Annotated in this window: 15 protein-coding genes; 14 read left to right on the top strand and 1 reads right to left on the bottom strand. The window is 66.2% G+C overall.

Going from position 1 to position 13,928, the window contains the following annotated elements:
- Nucleotides 1-41 precede the first annotated feature (41 nt).
- From trpS to DJ029_RS08165, 14 genes are all read left to right on the top strand, one after another.
- Nucleotides 42-1,070 (top strand): tryptophan--tRNA ligase, encoded by a 1,029-nt coding sequence (gene trpS / locus DJ029_RS08100; protein WP_112321837.1) that lies wholly within the window; start codon nucleotides 42-44, stop codon nucleotides 1,068-1,070.
- 3 nt (nucleotides 1,071-1,073) lie between these two features.
- A complete protein-coding gene (locus DJ029_RS08105; protein WP_112321839.1) occupies nucleotides 1,074-2,156 on the top strand; it encodes a hypothetical protein in 1,083 nt (360 codons plus the stop codon).
- 101 nt (nucleotides 2,157-2,257) lie between these two features.
- On the top strand, nucleotides 2,258-2,716 hold the full coding sequence (locus tag DJ029_RS08110; protein WP_112321840.1) for a universal stress protein: 459 nt from the start codon (nucleotides 2,258-2,260) through the stop codon (nucleotides 2,714-2,716).
- Nucleotides 2,717-2,900: 184 nt separating this feature from the next.
- Nucleotides 2,901-3,461, top strand: coding sequence for a NifU family protein (locus DJ029_RS08115; protein ID WP_112322019.1), 561 nt, complete (start codon nucleotides 2,901-2,903; stop codon nucleotides 3,459-3,461).
- 45 nt (nucleotides 3,462-3,506) lie between these two features.
- The gene (tsaB, locus tag DJ029_RS08120) at nucleotides 3,507-4,112 is read left to right on the top strand and encodes a tRNA (adenosine(37)-N6)-threonylcarbamoyltransferase complex dimerization subunit type 1 TsaB (RefSeq protein WP_308860889.1); all 606 of its coding nucleotides are present in this window, start codon (nucleotides 3,507-3,509) and stop codon (nucleotides 4,110-4,112) included.
- A complete protein-coding gene (locus DJ029_RS08125; RefSeq protein WP_112321844.1) occupies nucleotides 4,102-4,521 on the top strand; it encodes a GNAT family N-acetyltransferase in 420 nt (139 codons plus the stop codon). The genes tsaB and DJ029_RS08125 overlap by 11 nt, the downstream gene beginning before the upstream one ends.
- A gap of 164 nt (nucleotides 4,522-4,685) precedes the next feature.
- On the top strand, nucleotides 4,686-5,696 hold the full coding sequence (locus tag DJ029_RS08130; RefSeq protein ID WP_112321846.1) for a BMP family lipoprotein: 1,011 nt from the start codon (nucleotides 4,686-4,688) through the stop codon (nucleotides 5,694-5,696).
- Between the two features lie 7 nt (nucleotides 5,697-5,703).
- Nucleotides 5,704-7,287, top strand: coding sequence for an ABC transporter ATP-binding protein (locus tag DJ029_RS08135; protein ID WP_112321848.1), 1,584 nt, complete (start codon nucleotides 5,704-5,706; stop codon nucleotides 7,285-7,287).
- Nucleotides 7,284-8,381, top strand: coding sequence for an ABC transporter permease (locus DJ029_RS08140; RefSeq protein ID WP_112321850.1), 1,098 nt, complete (start codon nucleotides 7,284-7,286; stop codon nucleotides 8,379-8,381). The genes DJ029_RS08135 and DJ029_RS08140 overlap by 4 nt, the downstream gene beginning before the upstream one ends.
- Nucleotides 8,381-9,409: an ABC transporter permease gene (locus tag DJ029_RS08145; RefSeq protein ID WP_112321851.1), complete on the top strand. Its 1,029-nt coding sequence runs from the start codon at nucleotides 8,381-8,383 to the stop codon at nucleotides 9,407-9,409. Before DJ029_RS08140 ends, DJ029_RS08145 begins: the two co-directional genes overlap by 1 nt.
- Nucleotides 9,410-10,201, top strand: coding sequence for a purine-nucleoside phosphorylase (locus tag DJ029_RS08150; protein WP_112321853.1), 792 nt, complete (start codon nucleotides 9,410-9,412; stop codon nucleotides 10,199-10,201).
- A gap of 39 nt (nucleotides 10,202-10,240) precedes the next feature.
- On the top strand, nucleotides 10,241-11,245 hold the full coding sequence (locus DJ029_RS08155) for an aldo/keto reductase (RefSeq protein ID WP_112321855.1): 1,005 nt from the start codon (nucleotides 10,241-10,243) through the stop codon (nucleotides 11,243-11,245).
- Between the two features lie 156 nt (nucleotides 11,246-11,401).
- A complete protein-coding gene (locus DJ029_RS08160; RefSeq protein ID WP_112321856.1) occupies nucleotides 11,402-12,319 on the top strand; it encodes a sulfite exporter TauE/SafE family protein in 918 nt (305 codons plus the stop codon).
- Nucleotides 12,316-13,083 (top strand): TIGR02186 family protein, encoded by a 768-nt coding sequence (locus tag DJ029_RS08165; RefSeq protein WP_112321858.1) that lies wholly within the window; start codon nucleotides 12,316-12,318, stop codon nucleotides 13,081-13,083. Before DJ029_RS08160 ends, DJ029_RS08165 begins: the two co-directional genes overlap by 4 nt.
- A gap of 4 nt (nucleotides 13,084-13,087) precedes the next feature.
- On the opposite strand, the gene DJ029_RS08170 is transcribed toward DJ029_RS08165, so the two are convergent.
- Complete coding sequence (locus tag DJ029_RS08170; protein ID WP_112322020.1) at nucleotides 13,088-13,891, bottom strand: DUF1194 domain-containing protein; 804 nt, start codon at nucleotides 13,889-13,891, stop codon at nucleotides 13,088-13,090.
- Nucleotides 13,892-13,928 lie beyond the last annotated feature (37 nt).

Raw genomic sequence — 13,928 nt, forward strand, 5'->3', positions numbered from 1 at the left:
GATAAGCACCCCGGTTTAACCACAGACCTGACAGGATGACCATGACCGAGAGCACGCACCAACCGCGCGTCTTTTCCGGCGTCCAGCCCACCGGTGGGCTGACACTGGGTAACTACCTCGGCGCCGTAAAGCGCTTCGTGGAGATGCAGGACAACGCGTGGCAGACGATCTATTGCATGGTCGACCAGCACTCGATCACCAATGCCTGGGCCGGTCGCGAAGGCACGGCGCGCGCCACGCGGGAAGTGGCTGCGGCCTTCATCGCCTGTGGCCTGGACCCGGCCCGCTCGATCCTGTTCAACCAGAGCCAGGTGCCTGCGCACAGCCAGCTTGCCTGGGTGTTTTCCTGCGTGGCGCGGATGGGCTGGATGAACCGCATGACCCAGTTCAAGGACAAGGCGGGCAAGAACGCGGAGAAGGCGTCGCTTGGCCTCTATGCCTATCCCGCACTGATGGCGGCGGATATCCTTGTCTATCACGCGACCCATGTGCCCGTGGGCGAGGATCAGAAGCAGCACCTTGAACTCGCCCGCGATATCGCAACGAAGTTCAACCTGGACTTCGAGGCGCCAGATTTCTTCCCCCTGCCCGAGCCGATGATCGAAGGCGTGGCGACACGGGTGATGAGCCTGCGCGACGGCACCAAGAAGATGTCGAAGTCCGATCCCTCGGACATGAGCCGGATCAACCTGACCGACGACGCGGACACCATCTCGAAGAAGATCCGCAAGGCCAAGACCGACCCCGAGCCTCTGCCCGAAACCCTGGACGGGCTGGACGACCGGCCCGAGGCGCGCAACCTGGTCAACATCTACGCCGCGCTGGCGGAAACCACGCCGGAGGCGGTGATCGCGGAATATGCCGGCAGCCAGTTCGGCACGTTCAAGCCCGCGCTGGCGGACCTTGCGGTCGAGAAGATGTCCCACATCTCCACCCGGATGGCGGAACTGATGTCCGACCCGGGCGAGATCGACCGCATCCTCGGCAATGGCGCGGACCGCGCGGCCGAGATCGCGGAGCCGATCCTGGACCGCACCTACGACATCATCGGCTTCGTGCGGAGCCGATAGGCCATGGCCGTCCGGGGGGCCATCCTCTGGGCGGCAAGGCTGCTGCGCCTGTCCGCGATCCTGACGCTGGTGGTGGCCCTTGCGATGCTGGCCCGCACGCCACTGGGCCAAGTCTATGCCGAACGCAGCCTTCCGGAGTTTCAGCGCGCGCTCGACCGGGTGATCGGCACGGAGTTCGACGGCCCTTGGGCACGGGACACGCTGGCGCGCGCGCTCGACGCGGAGCCGGTGGACTGGGTGCTCATCGACAGCACGATGGAGATCGTCCGCGCCCGCGCGCTGCCCCTCGATCCCGCGCTTGACGCACGGCTGAGCGCGGCGCGCGCCCGGGACAGGGGCGTGCTCGGCCAATCGAAGAACTGCGCCGCCTGCGCCGCGGGGTTACCCGGGTGCCGAATGAGCGACGGCCTGGTCTGCGCCCTAGCGGTGGAGGTGACCCCCATCGGCGACGTCCGCGCGCTGTCCGCCGAGACGCGGGCCTGGATGAACGGGGACCCCGTGGACAAGGTGAACGTCGCCCTCGCCGGGGTGGGGCTCGGGGCGACGCTGGCGATCCTTGTCACGGCGGGCTCCTCGGCCAGCGTGAAGGGCGGGGTCGCGGTGATCCGCGTGGCGCGCCGGGCGGACGGGCTGACACCGGCGTTACAAGCGCAGCTTGCCCGGATCGGCGGGGAGCTGGTCGATTTCGACAAGCTCCCGCGGGGACTGCGCGCGGGTTTAGATCCCAACGCCTACCGCGCCGCGCTGAACCCCCGCGCCCTGGGCGAAGGGGCGGCGCTGCTCGATTACCTCGGGCGGATGCAGAAGGCGGTGCCCAACTCCCACGCGCTGGCGCTTCTGCCGCTGATCGACAACGGCGCGGATGCAAGGCGCATCGCCAACCTGTCCGAGGCGGGCGGCCTCAGGACCGTGGCCGTCACCAACCGGCTCGGAAAATCCCGTGCCTTGCGGCTGACCGCACGGTTCAGCCGCGCGGGACGCACTCTCGTGGGTCTTGCCATCGCGCTGGCGCTGCAGGCGCTGGCGATCCTCGCAAGCCTGGCGCAGGGGGCGTCGGGGCGCATTGTGCGCCGCGCGGCCCGCTGAAAGCGACGAAGAATCGGCGCTTCCTCACGCTTCTGCTTGCGCAGCCTTGGCCCATGTCGCAGGATCGCCCTGACAAGCTGACCTGATTGGATTACTGATACATGCGCAAGTTTCTCGTGGTACTGGATGATACGCCCGAGTGTCTGAACGCGATGCGCTTCGCCGCCATTCGCGCCTCGAAAACCGGTGGCGGCGTCGAGCTTCTCGGCATCATCGCACCTGAGGAGTTCCAGCACTGGATCGGCGTGGGCGACATCATGCGCCAGGAAGCGCGCGAGAAGATCGAGGCCCATTTCGAGGTGTTCAAGGAGCGTATGGAAAAGGTCGAGGGCGTGACCCCGACCCTTGCCATCCGCGAAGGCGAAAAAGCGCGCGAGATCATCGACCATATCAAGGCCGACCCGCAGATCGGCATCCTCGTGCTCGGCGCGGGCACCAAGGGCGACGGCCCGGGGCCGCTGGTGACCGAACTCGCCGGTCGCCGCGTCAGCGAGATGCCGGTGCCGGTCACTGTCGTTCCCGGCTCGATGACCAAGGAAGACATCATCGCCGTCAGTTGAGCGGTGTTTCCGGGCGGGCCGCGCCACTTTCAGCCCGCCCCTGCCAGCGGTGCACATAGCGCCACGTGACGCCCACGTGGCCACGCCGCGACGCTACCCCCGCCCAGTTTAGAAACATTCCAGAATGCTTGACTTATTTGGTCAGGAGCCCCAGATTGGGTATGAGCCAGAAGGACCCATGAACATGTTCATACAGACCGAATCGACCCCGAACCCCGCGACGCTGAAGTTCCTGCCCGGCGAGGCCGTCCTGCCCGCCGGCACCGCGGATTTCCCCAGTGCCGAGGCGGCCACGACCTCCCCGCTGGCGAGCCGCGTGTTTGCCGTCGAAGGCGTGACCGGCGTTTTCTTCGGGCCTGATTTCGTCACTGTCACCAAGGACGAAACCACCGACTGGGCCCATATCAAGCCCGCCATTCTTGGCGCGATCATGGAGCATTACCAGTCCGGCCAGCCGGTGATGGAAGGCGACAGCGGCGCCGTTGGCCATGCGGCCCATGACGGGCCCGATTCCCAGATCGTCAACCAGATCAAGGAGTTGCTGGACACCCGCGTGCGCCCTGCCGTGGCGCAGGATGGCGGCGACATCACCTTCCACGGGTTCGAGCGCGGGGTCGTCTACCTGCATATGCAAGGCGCCTGCGCCGGCTGCCCCTCCTCCACCATGACGCTGAAAATGGGGATCGAGAACCTGCTGCGCCACTATATCCCGGAGGTGACGGAGGTGCGCCCCGTCGCCGCCTGAGCCATGCGCCTGATTGCGCTCGATACGGCCACGGCACGTTGTGCGGTGGCCGTTTTCATTGACGACACCGTGGTCGCAGAGATCGACGAGCCGATGACGCGGGGCCAGGCCGATGCGCTGCTGCCCCTCGCCGAAAAGGCGCTGGGAACCGCGGGGCTGAGCTGGCGGGACCTCGACCGTATCGCCGTCGGGGTCGGGCCCGGCAATTTCACCGGCACGCGGATCGCCGTCTCGGCGGTGCGGGGGCTGGCGCTGGCGCTCGACATTCCCGCGCTCGGCGTCACCAGCTTCGAGGCGCTGGCCGAGGCGGAGGAAGGCCCGACGCTGGTCAGCATCGATGCACGCCAGGGGCGGATCTACCTGCAAGGGTTCGGCGCCGCCGCGCTGCCGCCGCGCCAAGTCGACCTTGAGACTCCCGGCGCGCTGTCCCTGCCGCCCGAAACGCGGGTGATCGGCCATCGCGCCGCGCAACTGGCCAACACCCTTGGCCTGACGGCGGGCCCCGAAACCGCGGCGGCCCCGATCGCCGCCTTCGCGCGGGTGGCGGCGCGCATGAGCGCCCCGTTCAGCCCCCCTGCCCCCCTGTACCTGCGCGCGGCCGACGCGGCGCTGCCCGCCGATCCGCCACCGGTGATTCTGGATGACTCCTGAGGCACTTGCACGGCTGCACGCCCGCGCCTTTCCCGCCCCCCCGAGACCCTGGAGCGCGCCCGAGTTCGCGCAACTGCTGGCCTCCCCCGGCGTAGCGCTGTTCTGCGATCCCGCGCCCGGCTTCCTGCTGGCGCGCTGCGCCGGCCCGGAGATCGAGGTGCTGACCCTTTGCGTCGCGCCGGAATCCCGCCGCTCAGGATGCGCGCGAAAACTGCTCAAGCGCCTGGAGGAATGGGCTTTTTCCCGGAACGCCGAGGATATCCTGCTGGAAGTCTCCGACACCAACGCCCCCGCGCGCGCGCTTTACGCCGCCGCCGGCTTCGCCCCCCGCGGGTATCGCAAGGATTACTACACCGCGCAGGGGCGCAGCGCGGTCTCTGCCCATGTGCTGGGCAAATCCCTGCGCTGAGAGCCTGCAGTTGCGTCAACGGTAAAAACCGATTGACCCCTCATGCACGTCCGACTTTACTTGCCGGCAGTTTCACCGCCGCCCGGAGGACCGCCAAAGGCCCTAACCAGGTCAACCAACGGGGGCCGGGCGATGAAGCGCACCAACATACGGAGGCTACATTCATGAAATTCGTTACTGCCCTCATGGGCGCTGCTGCCCTTCTGGGATCAACCGTCACGGCAGTCGCCGACGGCCATGTCGAAATCAAGCCCGCTGTCATCTTCGACCTCGGCGGAAAGTTCGACCGGTCGTTCAACCAAGCCTCCTTCGAAGGTGCCGAGCGCTTCAAGCAGGAAACCGGCATCGAATACCGTGAGTTCGAGATCCAGTCCGACGCTCAGCGCGAACAGGCTCTGCGCCGTTTCGCGGAACAGGGCAACAACCCGATCGTGGTCGCCGGTTTCGCCCAGCAGAGCGCGATGGAGGCGGTGGCCGCCGAATTCCCCGACACGCAGTTCCAGATCATCGACGCCTATGTCGATCTGCCCAACGTCCGCTCGGTCGTCTTCAAGGAGCATGAAGGCTCCTTCCTCGTCGGCGTGCTGGCGGCGATGCAGTCCGAAAGCGGCACCGTGGGTTTCGTGGGCGGCATGGACATCGGCCTGATCCGCAAGTTCGCCTGCGGCTACGTGCAGGGCGTGAAATCGGTCAATCCCGACGCGACCGTGATCCAGAACATGACCGGCACCACCGGCGCGGCCTGGAACGACCCCGTGAAGGGCGGCGAACTGGCCACCGGCCAGATCGACCAGGGCGCTGACGTGGTCTACCACGCGGCCGGCGGCACCGGGCGCGGCGTGCTTCAGGCAGCGGCCGACAACGGCGTGATGGGGATCGGCGTGGACGCCAACCAGAACTACCTGCACCCCGGCTCGGTCCTGACTTCCATGCTCAAGCGCGTGGACGTGGCCGTTTACGACGCGTTCAAGGCTGCCCAGCAGGGCAAGTTCGAGCCCGGCCTCGAAGTCTGGGGTGTCGCCGAGGAAGGCGTCGGCTATGCCGTTGACGAGAACAACGAAAGCCTGCTGACCGAGGACATGATCGCCGCCGTGGAAGACGCGAAGGCCAAGATCATCTCGGGCGAGATCCAGGTGCACGACTACACCACCGACGACAGCTGCCCAGCGTCCTGAGGGCCTGATGACCGTCGTTGAAGACAACCTGAAGGGGCGGCCCGAGGCCGCCCCTGATGCCACCGCGATCGAGTTGACCGGCATCTCCAAGTCCTTCGGGCCGGTGCAGGCCAACAAAGACATCTCGATGAAGGTGCAGCGCGGCACCATCCACGGCATCGTGGGGGAAAACGGTGCCGGAAAATCGACCCTGATGTCGATCCTCTACGGCTTCTACAAGGCCGACAAGGGCGAGATCCGCATCGGCGGTACGCCCACGCAGATCAACAATTCCGACGACGCGATCCGCGCCGGGATCGGCATGGTCCATCAGCATTTCATGCTGGTCCAGCCTTTCACCGTGCTGGAAAACGTCGTGCTGGGCGCCGAGGATGGCGCGATGCTGAAGCCCAGCCTCGCGAAGGCCCGCACCCTGCTGACCGAACTTGCCCGCGAATACGAACTGGAAGTGGACCCGGACGCCGTTGTCGGCGACTTGGCGGTCGGTTTCCAGCAGCGGGTCGAAATCCTGAAGGCCCTGTACCGCAAGGCCGACATCCTGATCTTGGACGAACCTACCGGCGTGCTGACCCCGGCCGAGGCGGATCACCTGTTCCGCATCCTCGAAGGGCTGAAGCGCGAGGGCAAGACGATCATCCTGATCACCCACAAGCTGCGCGAGATCATGGCGATCACTGATACCGTCAGCGTCATGCGCCAGGGTGAGATGACCGCGACCGTCAAGACCGCCGACACCTCGCCCACCGAACTGGCGGAGCTGATGGTGGGCCGCAAGGTCCTGCTGCGGATCGAGAAGAGCCCGCCGAATATCGGCGAAACGCTGATGGAAATCCGCGGCCTGCGCGTGCGCGACCCGGACGGCGTGGAACGCCTCAAGGGGATCGACCTGGACCTGAAGGCGGGCGAGATCCTGGGCGTCGCCGGGGTCGCGGGCAACGGCCAGTCCGCCCTGCTGGAAGTGCTTGGCGGGATCACCGCCGCCTCTGGCGGGACGGTCACGATGAACGGCCGCGCGCTGGACCTGTCCGCCCAAGCGGATGCGGGTGAGCGGCGCGATCACGGCATCGCCCATGTGCCCGAGGACCGGCACCGGCTGGGGCTGATCATGCCCTATTCGGCCTGGGAAAACGCCTGTTTCGGCTATCACGACCGGGCAGAATACTCGTCCCCAAAGGGGTTTCTGCGTCGGACCTTCATGCGCGACGACGCCCGCGAAAAGATCGAGAAATACGACGTGCGCCCCGCCAACTGCGATCTGAAGGCCTCCAACTTCTCGGGGGGGAACCAGCAGAAGATCGTGATCGCGCGCGAAATCGAGAGCAACCCCGACATCCTGCTGATCGGCCAGCCGACCCGTGGCGTGGATATCGGCGCGATCGAGTTCATCCACAACCAGATCGTCGCCCTACGCGACAAGGGCAAGGCGGTGCTGCTGGTGTCCGTGGAGCTTGAGGAAATCCTGGCCCTGTCGGACCGCATCGTGGTGATGTTCGACGGCGCCATATCCGGCGAACGCCTGCCGCAGGACACGGACGAAAACGAACTGGGCCTGCTGATGGCGGGGATTGATCCGAAAGAGGGACCGCAATGAAGAAGACCCTGCCCGCCTGGGCGGATGTTGTGCTGATCCCGGCGATCAACGTGTTCCTTGCGTTCTTCGTCGCCGGACTCGTGGTGATCTTCATCGGCGAGGATCCGATCCGCGCGATGCAGATCATGATCAACGGCTCGCTCGGGTCGAGCTATGGTTTCGGCTACACGTTGTATTACGCCACCAGCTTCGTCTTCACCGGGCTGGCGGTGGCCGTGGCCTTCCATGCCTCCATCTTCAACATCGGCGGTGAGGGTCAGGCCGGCGTCGCCGGGATCGGCGTGGCCATCGTGTGCCTGTCGCTGGATCAGACCCACTGGCTGCTGACGCTGCCCCTCGCGGTGATCGCGGCGGCCATGTTCGGGGCCGCCTGGGCCGCGATTCCGGCCTATCTTCAGGCGAAACGCGGCAGCCACATCGTGATCACGACGATCATGTTCAACTATATCGCCGCCGCGCTGCTGGTCTATGTGTTGAACCAGGTCTTCAAGGTGCCCGGCTCCATGTCGCCGGAAAGCCGGCGTTTCGGGGAAGGGGCGCAGATCCCGCGGCTGGACCAGATGGCGGACTGGATCGGGATCGAGCTTTCCCGCTCGCCCGCGAATATCTCGGTCTTCCTCGCGCTTCTGGCGGCCTTCGGCGTCTGGGTCCTGATCTGGCGCACACGGCTTGGGTATGAGATCCGGGCCTTCGGATTTTCCGACAAGGCGGCGGTTTACGCCGGGATTTCCCCGGTGCGGATCATCATGATCACGATGCTGATCTCTGGCGCGCTGGCGGGGCTGATGGCGATCAACACGGTGATGGGCGATCTGCGCCGCCTTAACCTCGACTCGGTGCTAGGTGCGGGGTTCGTGGGCATCGCCGTCGCGTTGATGGGCCGCTCGCACCCGGTCGGTGTGATCCTGGCCGCACTGCTGTTCGGCGTGCTCTACCAGGGCGGCGCGGAACTGGCGTTCGAGATCCCGGCGATCCCCAGCCAGATGATCCTGACGATCCAGGCGCTTGTCATCCTGTTCACCGGCAGCCTTGAGAACATGGTCCGCTTCCCGGTGGAACGCTTGTTCCTGCGCTTCAACAGGGGGCGCGCGTGATGGATCTGGCGGAACTCTTCCAGCTGTTCGACAGCACCATGCGCAACGCAACGCCGCTGCTGCTGGCGTGCCTTGCCGGCCTGTTTTCCGAGCGCGCGGGCATTTTCGACATCGGGCTCGAGGGCAAGATGCTGGCCGCCGCCTTCGCCTCTGCGGGCGTGGCCGCCTGGGCCGCGGCACCCTATGTGGCGGATCCGTTTCCGGGCCAGATTTCGGGCCTGGGGCTTGGGTGGACGGCGGCCTGGCTGGGCGTCATGGCGGGCATCGCCGCATCGATGGCGATGGCGCTGCTGCATGGCTTTGCGTCCATCACGCTTCGCGGCAACCAGCTGATTTCGGGCGTTGCGATCAACTTCCTGGCCGCCGGGGTGACGGTCCTGGTCGGCGAGGCGCTGTTTTCCATGGGCGGACAGACCCCGCAGCTGACCGGAGGCGCGCGGTTCATCGGGCTCACCCTGCCGCTGGCGGACACTATCGGCGCAATTCCCGTTATTGGTCCCTTCTACCGGGATGTGCTTTCGGGCCAGGTGATCCTTGTCTACATCGCGCTTCTGATGGTACCGCTGACCGCTTGGATCCTGTTTTCCACGCGGTTCGGCCTGCGCCTGCGGGCGGTGGGTGAGAACCCCGGCGCGGTCGATACCGCCGGGATCTCCGTCACGCGCCAGCGCTATGCGGCGGTGCTGATCTGCGGCGTGCTCTGCGGCCTGGCCGGGGCCTACCTGTCGATGGGCACCTCTGCCGCGGGTTTCGTGAAGGACATGACCGCGGGGCGCGGGTTCATCGCGCTTGCCGCGCTGATCTTCGCCAAGTGGAAACCCTACCCCGCGCTCTGGGCGTGCCTGCTGTTCGGCCTGCTCGAAGCGATCGGCTCGAAATACCAGAACGTCGATGTCGGCGCCTTCGTCATCCCCGTGCAGTTCATGCAGGCCCTGCCCTACATCCTGACGGTGGTGATCCTGGCCGGCTTCATCGGCAAGGCCACCCCGCCCAAGGCAGGCGGTCAACCCTATGTGAAGGAACGATAGATGGAAGACCTGCTGACCCTGATCCGCGACCGGGCCGGCGATGCGCCTGTCGCCACCGGGCTGATCCTCGGCTCCGGACTTGGCCACCTGGCCGACAGCGTGGACGGCGTGGCGATCGACTACGCCGACCTGCCCGGCTTTCCCCATGCCGGGGTGTCGGGGCACAACCCCAAGCTCGTCATCGGAGATCTCGAGGGAACGCGCGTCGCCGTCTTCGGCGGTCGGGCGCACTACTACGAGTCTGGCGATCCTCGCGCGATGAAACTGCCCCTGGAGGTGCTGCGCGCGCTCGGCGCGGAAGAGCTGATCCTGACCAACGCCGCCGGCAGCCTGCGCGACGGCATGGGACCGGGCGAATTGATGCTGCTGTCGGACCATATCAACTTTTCCGGCCTGAACCCCCTGATTGGCGAGCCGTCGGACACGCGTTTCGTCAACATGACCGACGCCTACAACCGCGACATGCGCGCCGCGCTGGACGACGCCGCGCGAGCGCAGGGCGTGACGCTGCACACCGGCGTCTATGCCTGGTATTCCGGCCCCTCCTTTGAAACCCCGGCCGAGATCCGCGCCCTGCGCGTGCTCGGCTCGGACGCGGTGGGCATGTCCACGGTGCCCGAGGTGATCCTCGGGCGGTTCCTCGGGCTGAAATGCGCCGCGATTTCCACGATCACCAACATGGCGGCGGGCATGTCCTCCGAAGTGTTGAGCCATGAGCATACCAAGGCGATGGCCCCCATCGGGGCTGCCAAGCTCGAAAAGGTGCTGCGCGCCTACCTGTCACGCGGATAGCCCGCCGCAGCCGCCGCCAGTGCGAAACGGGAGAGCATAATGCAACAGCGCCAACTGGGGTCAGACGGCCCCCGCGTCTCGGCCGTGGGGATCGGGGCGATGTCCTTCACGGATTTCTACGGCCCGACGAACGAGCAGAACTCCCACGCGGTGCTGGATGCGGCGATGCGGCTGGGCATCGATCACATTGACACGGCGAATGTCTACGGCATGGGCCATTCGGAGCGCACGATCGGAAGTTTCCTTGCCGCACGCGGGGCGGAGGCGCGCGATCACTTCAGGATCGCGACCAAGGCCGCGATCACCCGTGACCCGGATACCGGCGCGCGGTGCTTCAACAATTCCGCTGCACATCTTGAGGCCGAGCTCGACGGCAGCCTGCGCCGCCTAGGGATCGAGGCCGTGGACCTGTTCTACGTCCATCGCCGCAACCCCGCGATCGAGATCGAGGCGGTGACGGAAACGCTGGCCGGCTTCATCAAGGCCGGCAAGATCCGCGCCTTCGGCTTTTCCGAGATCGCACCCCACACCCTGCGCCGCGCGGCGGCGGTGCACCCGGTGGCGGCGGTGCAATCGGAATACTCGCTGCAAACCCGCGCACCCGAACTGGGGCTGGTGCAGGAATGCACGCGTCAGGGTGCGGCGCTTGTAGCCTTCTCACCCGTGGGGCGTGGCCTGCTGAGCGATACGCCCCCGACGCCCGAAACGATCGGCGACTCCGGTTTCCTGGCCGGGAACCCGCGTTTCACCGGCGAGAACCTCACCGCAAACCTTGCCGCGACCGACGCCTTCCGCGCCCTTGCGGCGGAAATGCAGACCGCCGCCGCGTCCCTCGCCATTGCCTGGGTGCTGGCGCAGGGGCCGCATGTGATCGCGATCCCCGGCACCCGCTCTGTCGAGCACCTGGAAGAACTTGCCGCGGGCGCGGCGCTGGACCTGACGGACGACGACCTTGCGCGGATCGAGTCGCTTCTGCCCGTCGGCTGGGCCGCCGGGGACCGGTATTCCGAAAGCCAATCGGTGGGACCGGAGCGCTACAGCTGATCGAGGCCCGCCGGGCAAGCCACGCAATTGTACGGAGAGCGGAAAATTTCCCGACTTCTGGCCTTATACCGCTAAAAAGCTGGCCCTGCCCCTAGTCAAGCCTGTGGGCTTAGGGCTATGGAGGGGAAAAGACCCCCTGCAACCTGGCGTTCCCACATGCAAATATATCTGCCCATTGCCGAGGTATCCGTGAATGCGTTCCTGCTTCTCGGCCTGGGGGGGCTGGTTGGTATCTTATCGGGCATGTTCGGCGTGGGGGGCGGCTTCCTGATGACGCCGCTGCTGTTCTTCATCGGCATCCCGCCTGCCGTCGCCGTGGCGACCGAGGCGAATCAGATCGTAGCCTCGTCCTTCTCGGGCGTGCTCGCACATCTCAGGCGCAAGACGGTGGATCTGAAGATGGGCACCGTGCTGCTTGTCGGCGGCCTCATAGGCTCGGCCATCGGGGTGCAGGTGTTCCGCATCCTGACCGAGCTGGGCCAGGTCGATCTGCTGGTCAAGCTTTGCTACGTCGTGTTCCTCGGGATCATCGGGGCGCTGATGTTCGTCGAATCCCTTGGCGCAATCCGCCGGTCGCGCAAGCCAGGGGCGCCGGTCAAGCCGCGCAAGCACCATTCCTGGGTACAGGGCCTGCCGTTCAAGATGCGCTTCCGCCAGAGCCAGCTTTACATTTCCTCGATCCCCGTGCTGCTGATCGGCGCGGCCGTGGGCATCCTTGCCGCGATCATGGGCGTGGGCGGCGGCTTTATCATGGTGCCGGCGATGATCTACATCCTCGGCATGCCGACGAAGGTGGTCGTGGGCACCTCGCTGTTCCAGATCATCTTCGTGACCGGCTTCACCACGCTGATGCACGCGACGCAGAACTTCACCGTCGACGCGGTCCTCGCGCTGCTGCTGCTGATCGGCGGCGTCATCGGGGCACAGATCGGCGCGCGCCTCGGCGTGCGCCTGAAGGCGGAGCAGTTGCGCATCCTCCTGGCGATCATGGTCCTCGGCGTCTGCGGGAAGCTGGCGTTCGACCTGATCGTGCAGCCCTCCGAACTCTACAGCATCGGGAGCGCGGGACATTGATCCGGGTTCTCGCGATCCTACTGGCCTTCGTCGCGCCTGTCGCCTTTGCCGCGACAGAGGAAGTCGTCGGCGCGCTCAGCCAGAACAAGGTGTCGATCACCGCGAACTTCGACGGCTCGGAGATCTTCATCTTCGGCGCCGTCAAACGCACCGCCCCCATCCCCGAGGATATCGGGCCGCTGCATGTGGTCATCACCGTGCAGGGCCCCCGGCAGGAAGTTACCGTCCGCCGCAAGGAACGCGTCCTGGGGATCTGGGTGAACACCGACAGCGTGACAGTTGACGAAGCGCCCGCCTATTACGCCATCGCCACCACCGGCCCCCTGACCAAGATCCTGTCCGAGACCGAGCGCCTGCGCCACGGCATCGGCTTTGACAAGGCGATCCGCACCGTTGGGGCACGCGCCGATGTCGAGGACCCGGAAAGCTTCACCGAGGCGGTGGTGCGGATTCGCCAGAAGAACGGGCTCTACACGGAAGCCGACAGCGCGATCAACCTGCGTGAGGATACGCTGTTCGCCACCTCCGTCGCGCTGCCGGCCAACCTGGTCGAAGGCTCCTACACCACGCGGATGTACCTGGTGCGCGAACGCGCCGTCGTCGGCACGACCGAAACCGCCATCACCGTCCAGAAGGACGGGTTCGAGCGCTGGATCTACACCATGGCCCACGAACAGGCGCTGCTTTACGGGATTCTGTCCATAGCCGTGGCGCTGGCGGCGGGGTATATCGCCTCGGAAGCCTTCCGCCTGCTGCGCCGCTGAGCGCTCAGGGCAAGTCCTGGTCCCAGCGCCGGCGCAGGCGCTCTCCGATCATGCAGTCGGTGGTGGAAACCCGGCGCAGGCGCGCGCGGGCCGGCGGCGCCAGGCCCGAAATCTCCAACACCAGTTTCTGGCGGATGCTGCCGATCAACCGGTCCATTTCCTGGATCGGGATCACGAAGGCGCTTTCGCCGGTGATCACGCAATCCTCGTAATAGAAGTCCAGATCGGGGATCGCGTAAGACCCATATGGGTCCTTGACCATGAACGGAAGGCCGTTCACCTCGATCCCGAGCGCCGCCAGCCGGTCGCGGGCCTCGGCGACCGGGGTGCCGCGGTTGTTTGGCCCATCGCCCGAGATATCCACGACCCTCCGCGTGCCGTCGAAACCGTTCAACGCCATTTCGGCAGCCGCATGTTCCATCGCGCCGGAAATGGACGTGCCGCGAAGGTTGGTGATCGGGGCTTCGCGCAAACGCCTGGCGGCGGCGCGCGCATCTTCGGGCGACTCGATCAGGGTCCAGTCCACGATCACGCGAATGTTCCCTGGCCCGCCCCATTCGTAGTAGGTCAGCGCCGTCCGCCCAAGACGCCCCATCACCAGTGCCGAGGTCACCGCCGGGTGTTCCAGCGCCGCGGCATATCCCTCGCGCTGCAAGTGCAATTCGTCCAGGTCCATGGAGCGGGAGGTGTCCACCGCAAGCGCCAGTTCTAGGTCGACAGGTACACCGGAGCCTCCGGATTGCGACAGGGCGGGCGGGCCCGCAAGGGGCAGCAGCCCGGCCAGGACCGCGAGGGTTCGAAATGTCATGCGTCTGCGCTGCATCAGGGGAAGATTACCACGCGCG

Origin of the sequence: Oceanibium sediminis (assembly GCF_003265325.1) — a bacterium.
In the GTDB taxonomy this organism is placed as follows: Bacteria; Pseudomonadota; Alphaproteobacteria; order Rhodobacterales; family Rhodobacteraceae; genus Halovulum; species Halovulum sediminis.

Bases quoted from the DNA above. Each gene is read 5' to 3' on its own strand.
- trpS (WP_112321837.1), top strand. From the start codon at position 42: ATGACCGAGAGCACGCACCAACCGCGCGTCTTTTCCGGCGTCCAGCCC.
- DJ029_RS08105 (WP_112321839.1), top strand. From the start codon at position 1,074: ATGGCCGTCCGGGGGGCCATCCTCTGGGCGGCAAGGCTGCTGCGCCTG.
- DJ029_RS08110 (WP_112321840.1), top strand. From the start codon at position 2,258: ATGCGCAAGTTTCTCGTGGTACTGGATGATACGCCCGAGTGTCTGAAC.
- DJ029_RS08115 (WP_112322019.1), top strand. From the start codon at position 2,901: ATGTTCATACAGACCGAATCGACCCCGAACCCCGCGACGCTGAAGTTC.
- DJ029_RS08125 (WP_112321844.1), top strand. From the start codon at position 4,102: ATGACTCCTGAGGCACTTGCACGGCTGCACGCCCGCGCCTTTCCCGCC.
- DJ029_RS08130 (WP_112321846.1), top strand. From the start codon at position 4,686: ATGAAATTCGTTACTGCCCTCATGGGCGCTGCTGCCCTTCTGGGATCA.
- DJ029_RS08135 (WP_112321848.1), top strand. From the start codon at position 5,704: ATGACCGTCGTTGAAGACAACCTGAAGGGGCGGCCCGAGGCCGCCCCT.
- DJ029_RS08140 (WP_112321850.1), top strand. From the start codon at position 7,284: ATGAAGAAGACCCTGCCCGCCTGGGCGGATGTTGTGCTGATCCCGGCG.
- DJ029_RS08145 (WP_112321851.1), top strand. From the start codon at position 8,381: ATGGATCTGGCGGAACTCTTCCAGCTGTTCGACAGCACCATGCGCAAC.
- DJ029_RS08150 (WP_112321853.1), top strand. From the start codon at position 9,410: ATGGAAGACCTGCTGACCCTGATCCGCGACCGGGCCGGCGATGCGCCT.
- DJ029_RS08155 (WP_112321855.1), top strand. From the start codon at position 10,241: ATGCAACAGCGCCAACTGGGGTCAGACGGCCCCCGCGTCTCGGCCGTG.
- DJ029_RS08160 (WP_112321856.1), top strand. From the start codon at position 11,402: ATGCAAATATATCTGCCCATTGCCGAGGTATCCGTGAATGCGTTCCTG.
- DJ029_RS08170 (WP_112322020.1), bottom strand. From the start codon at position 13,891: ATGACATTTCGAACCCTCGCGGTCCTGGCCGGGCTGCTGCCCCTTGCG.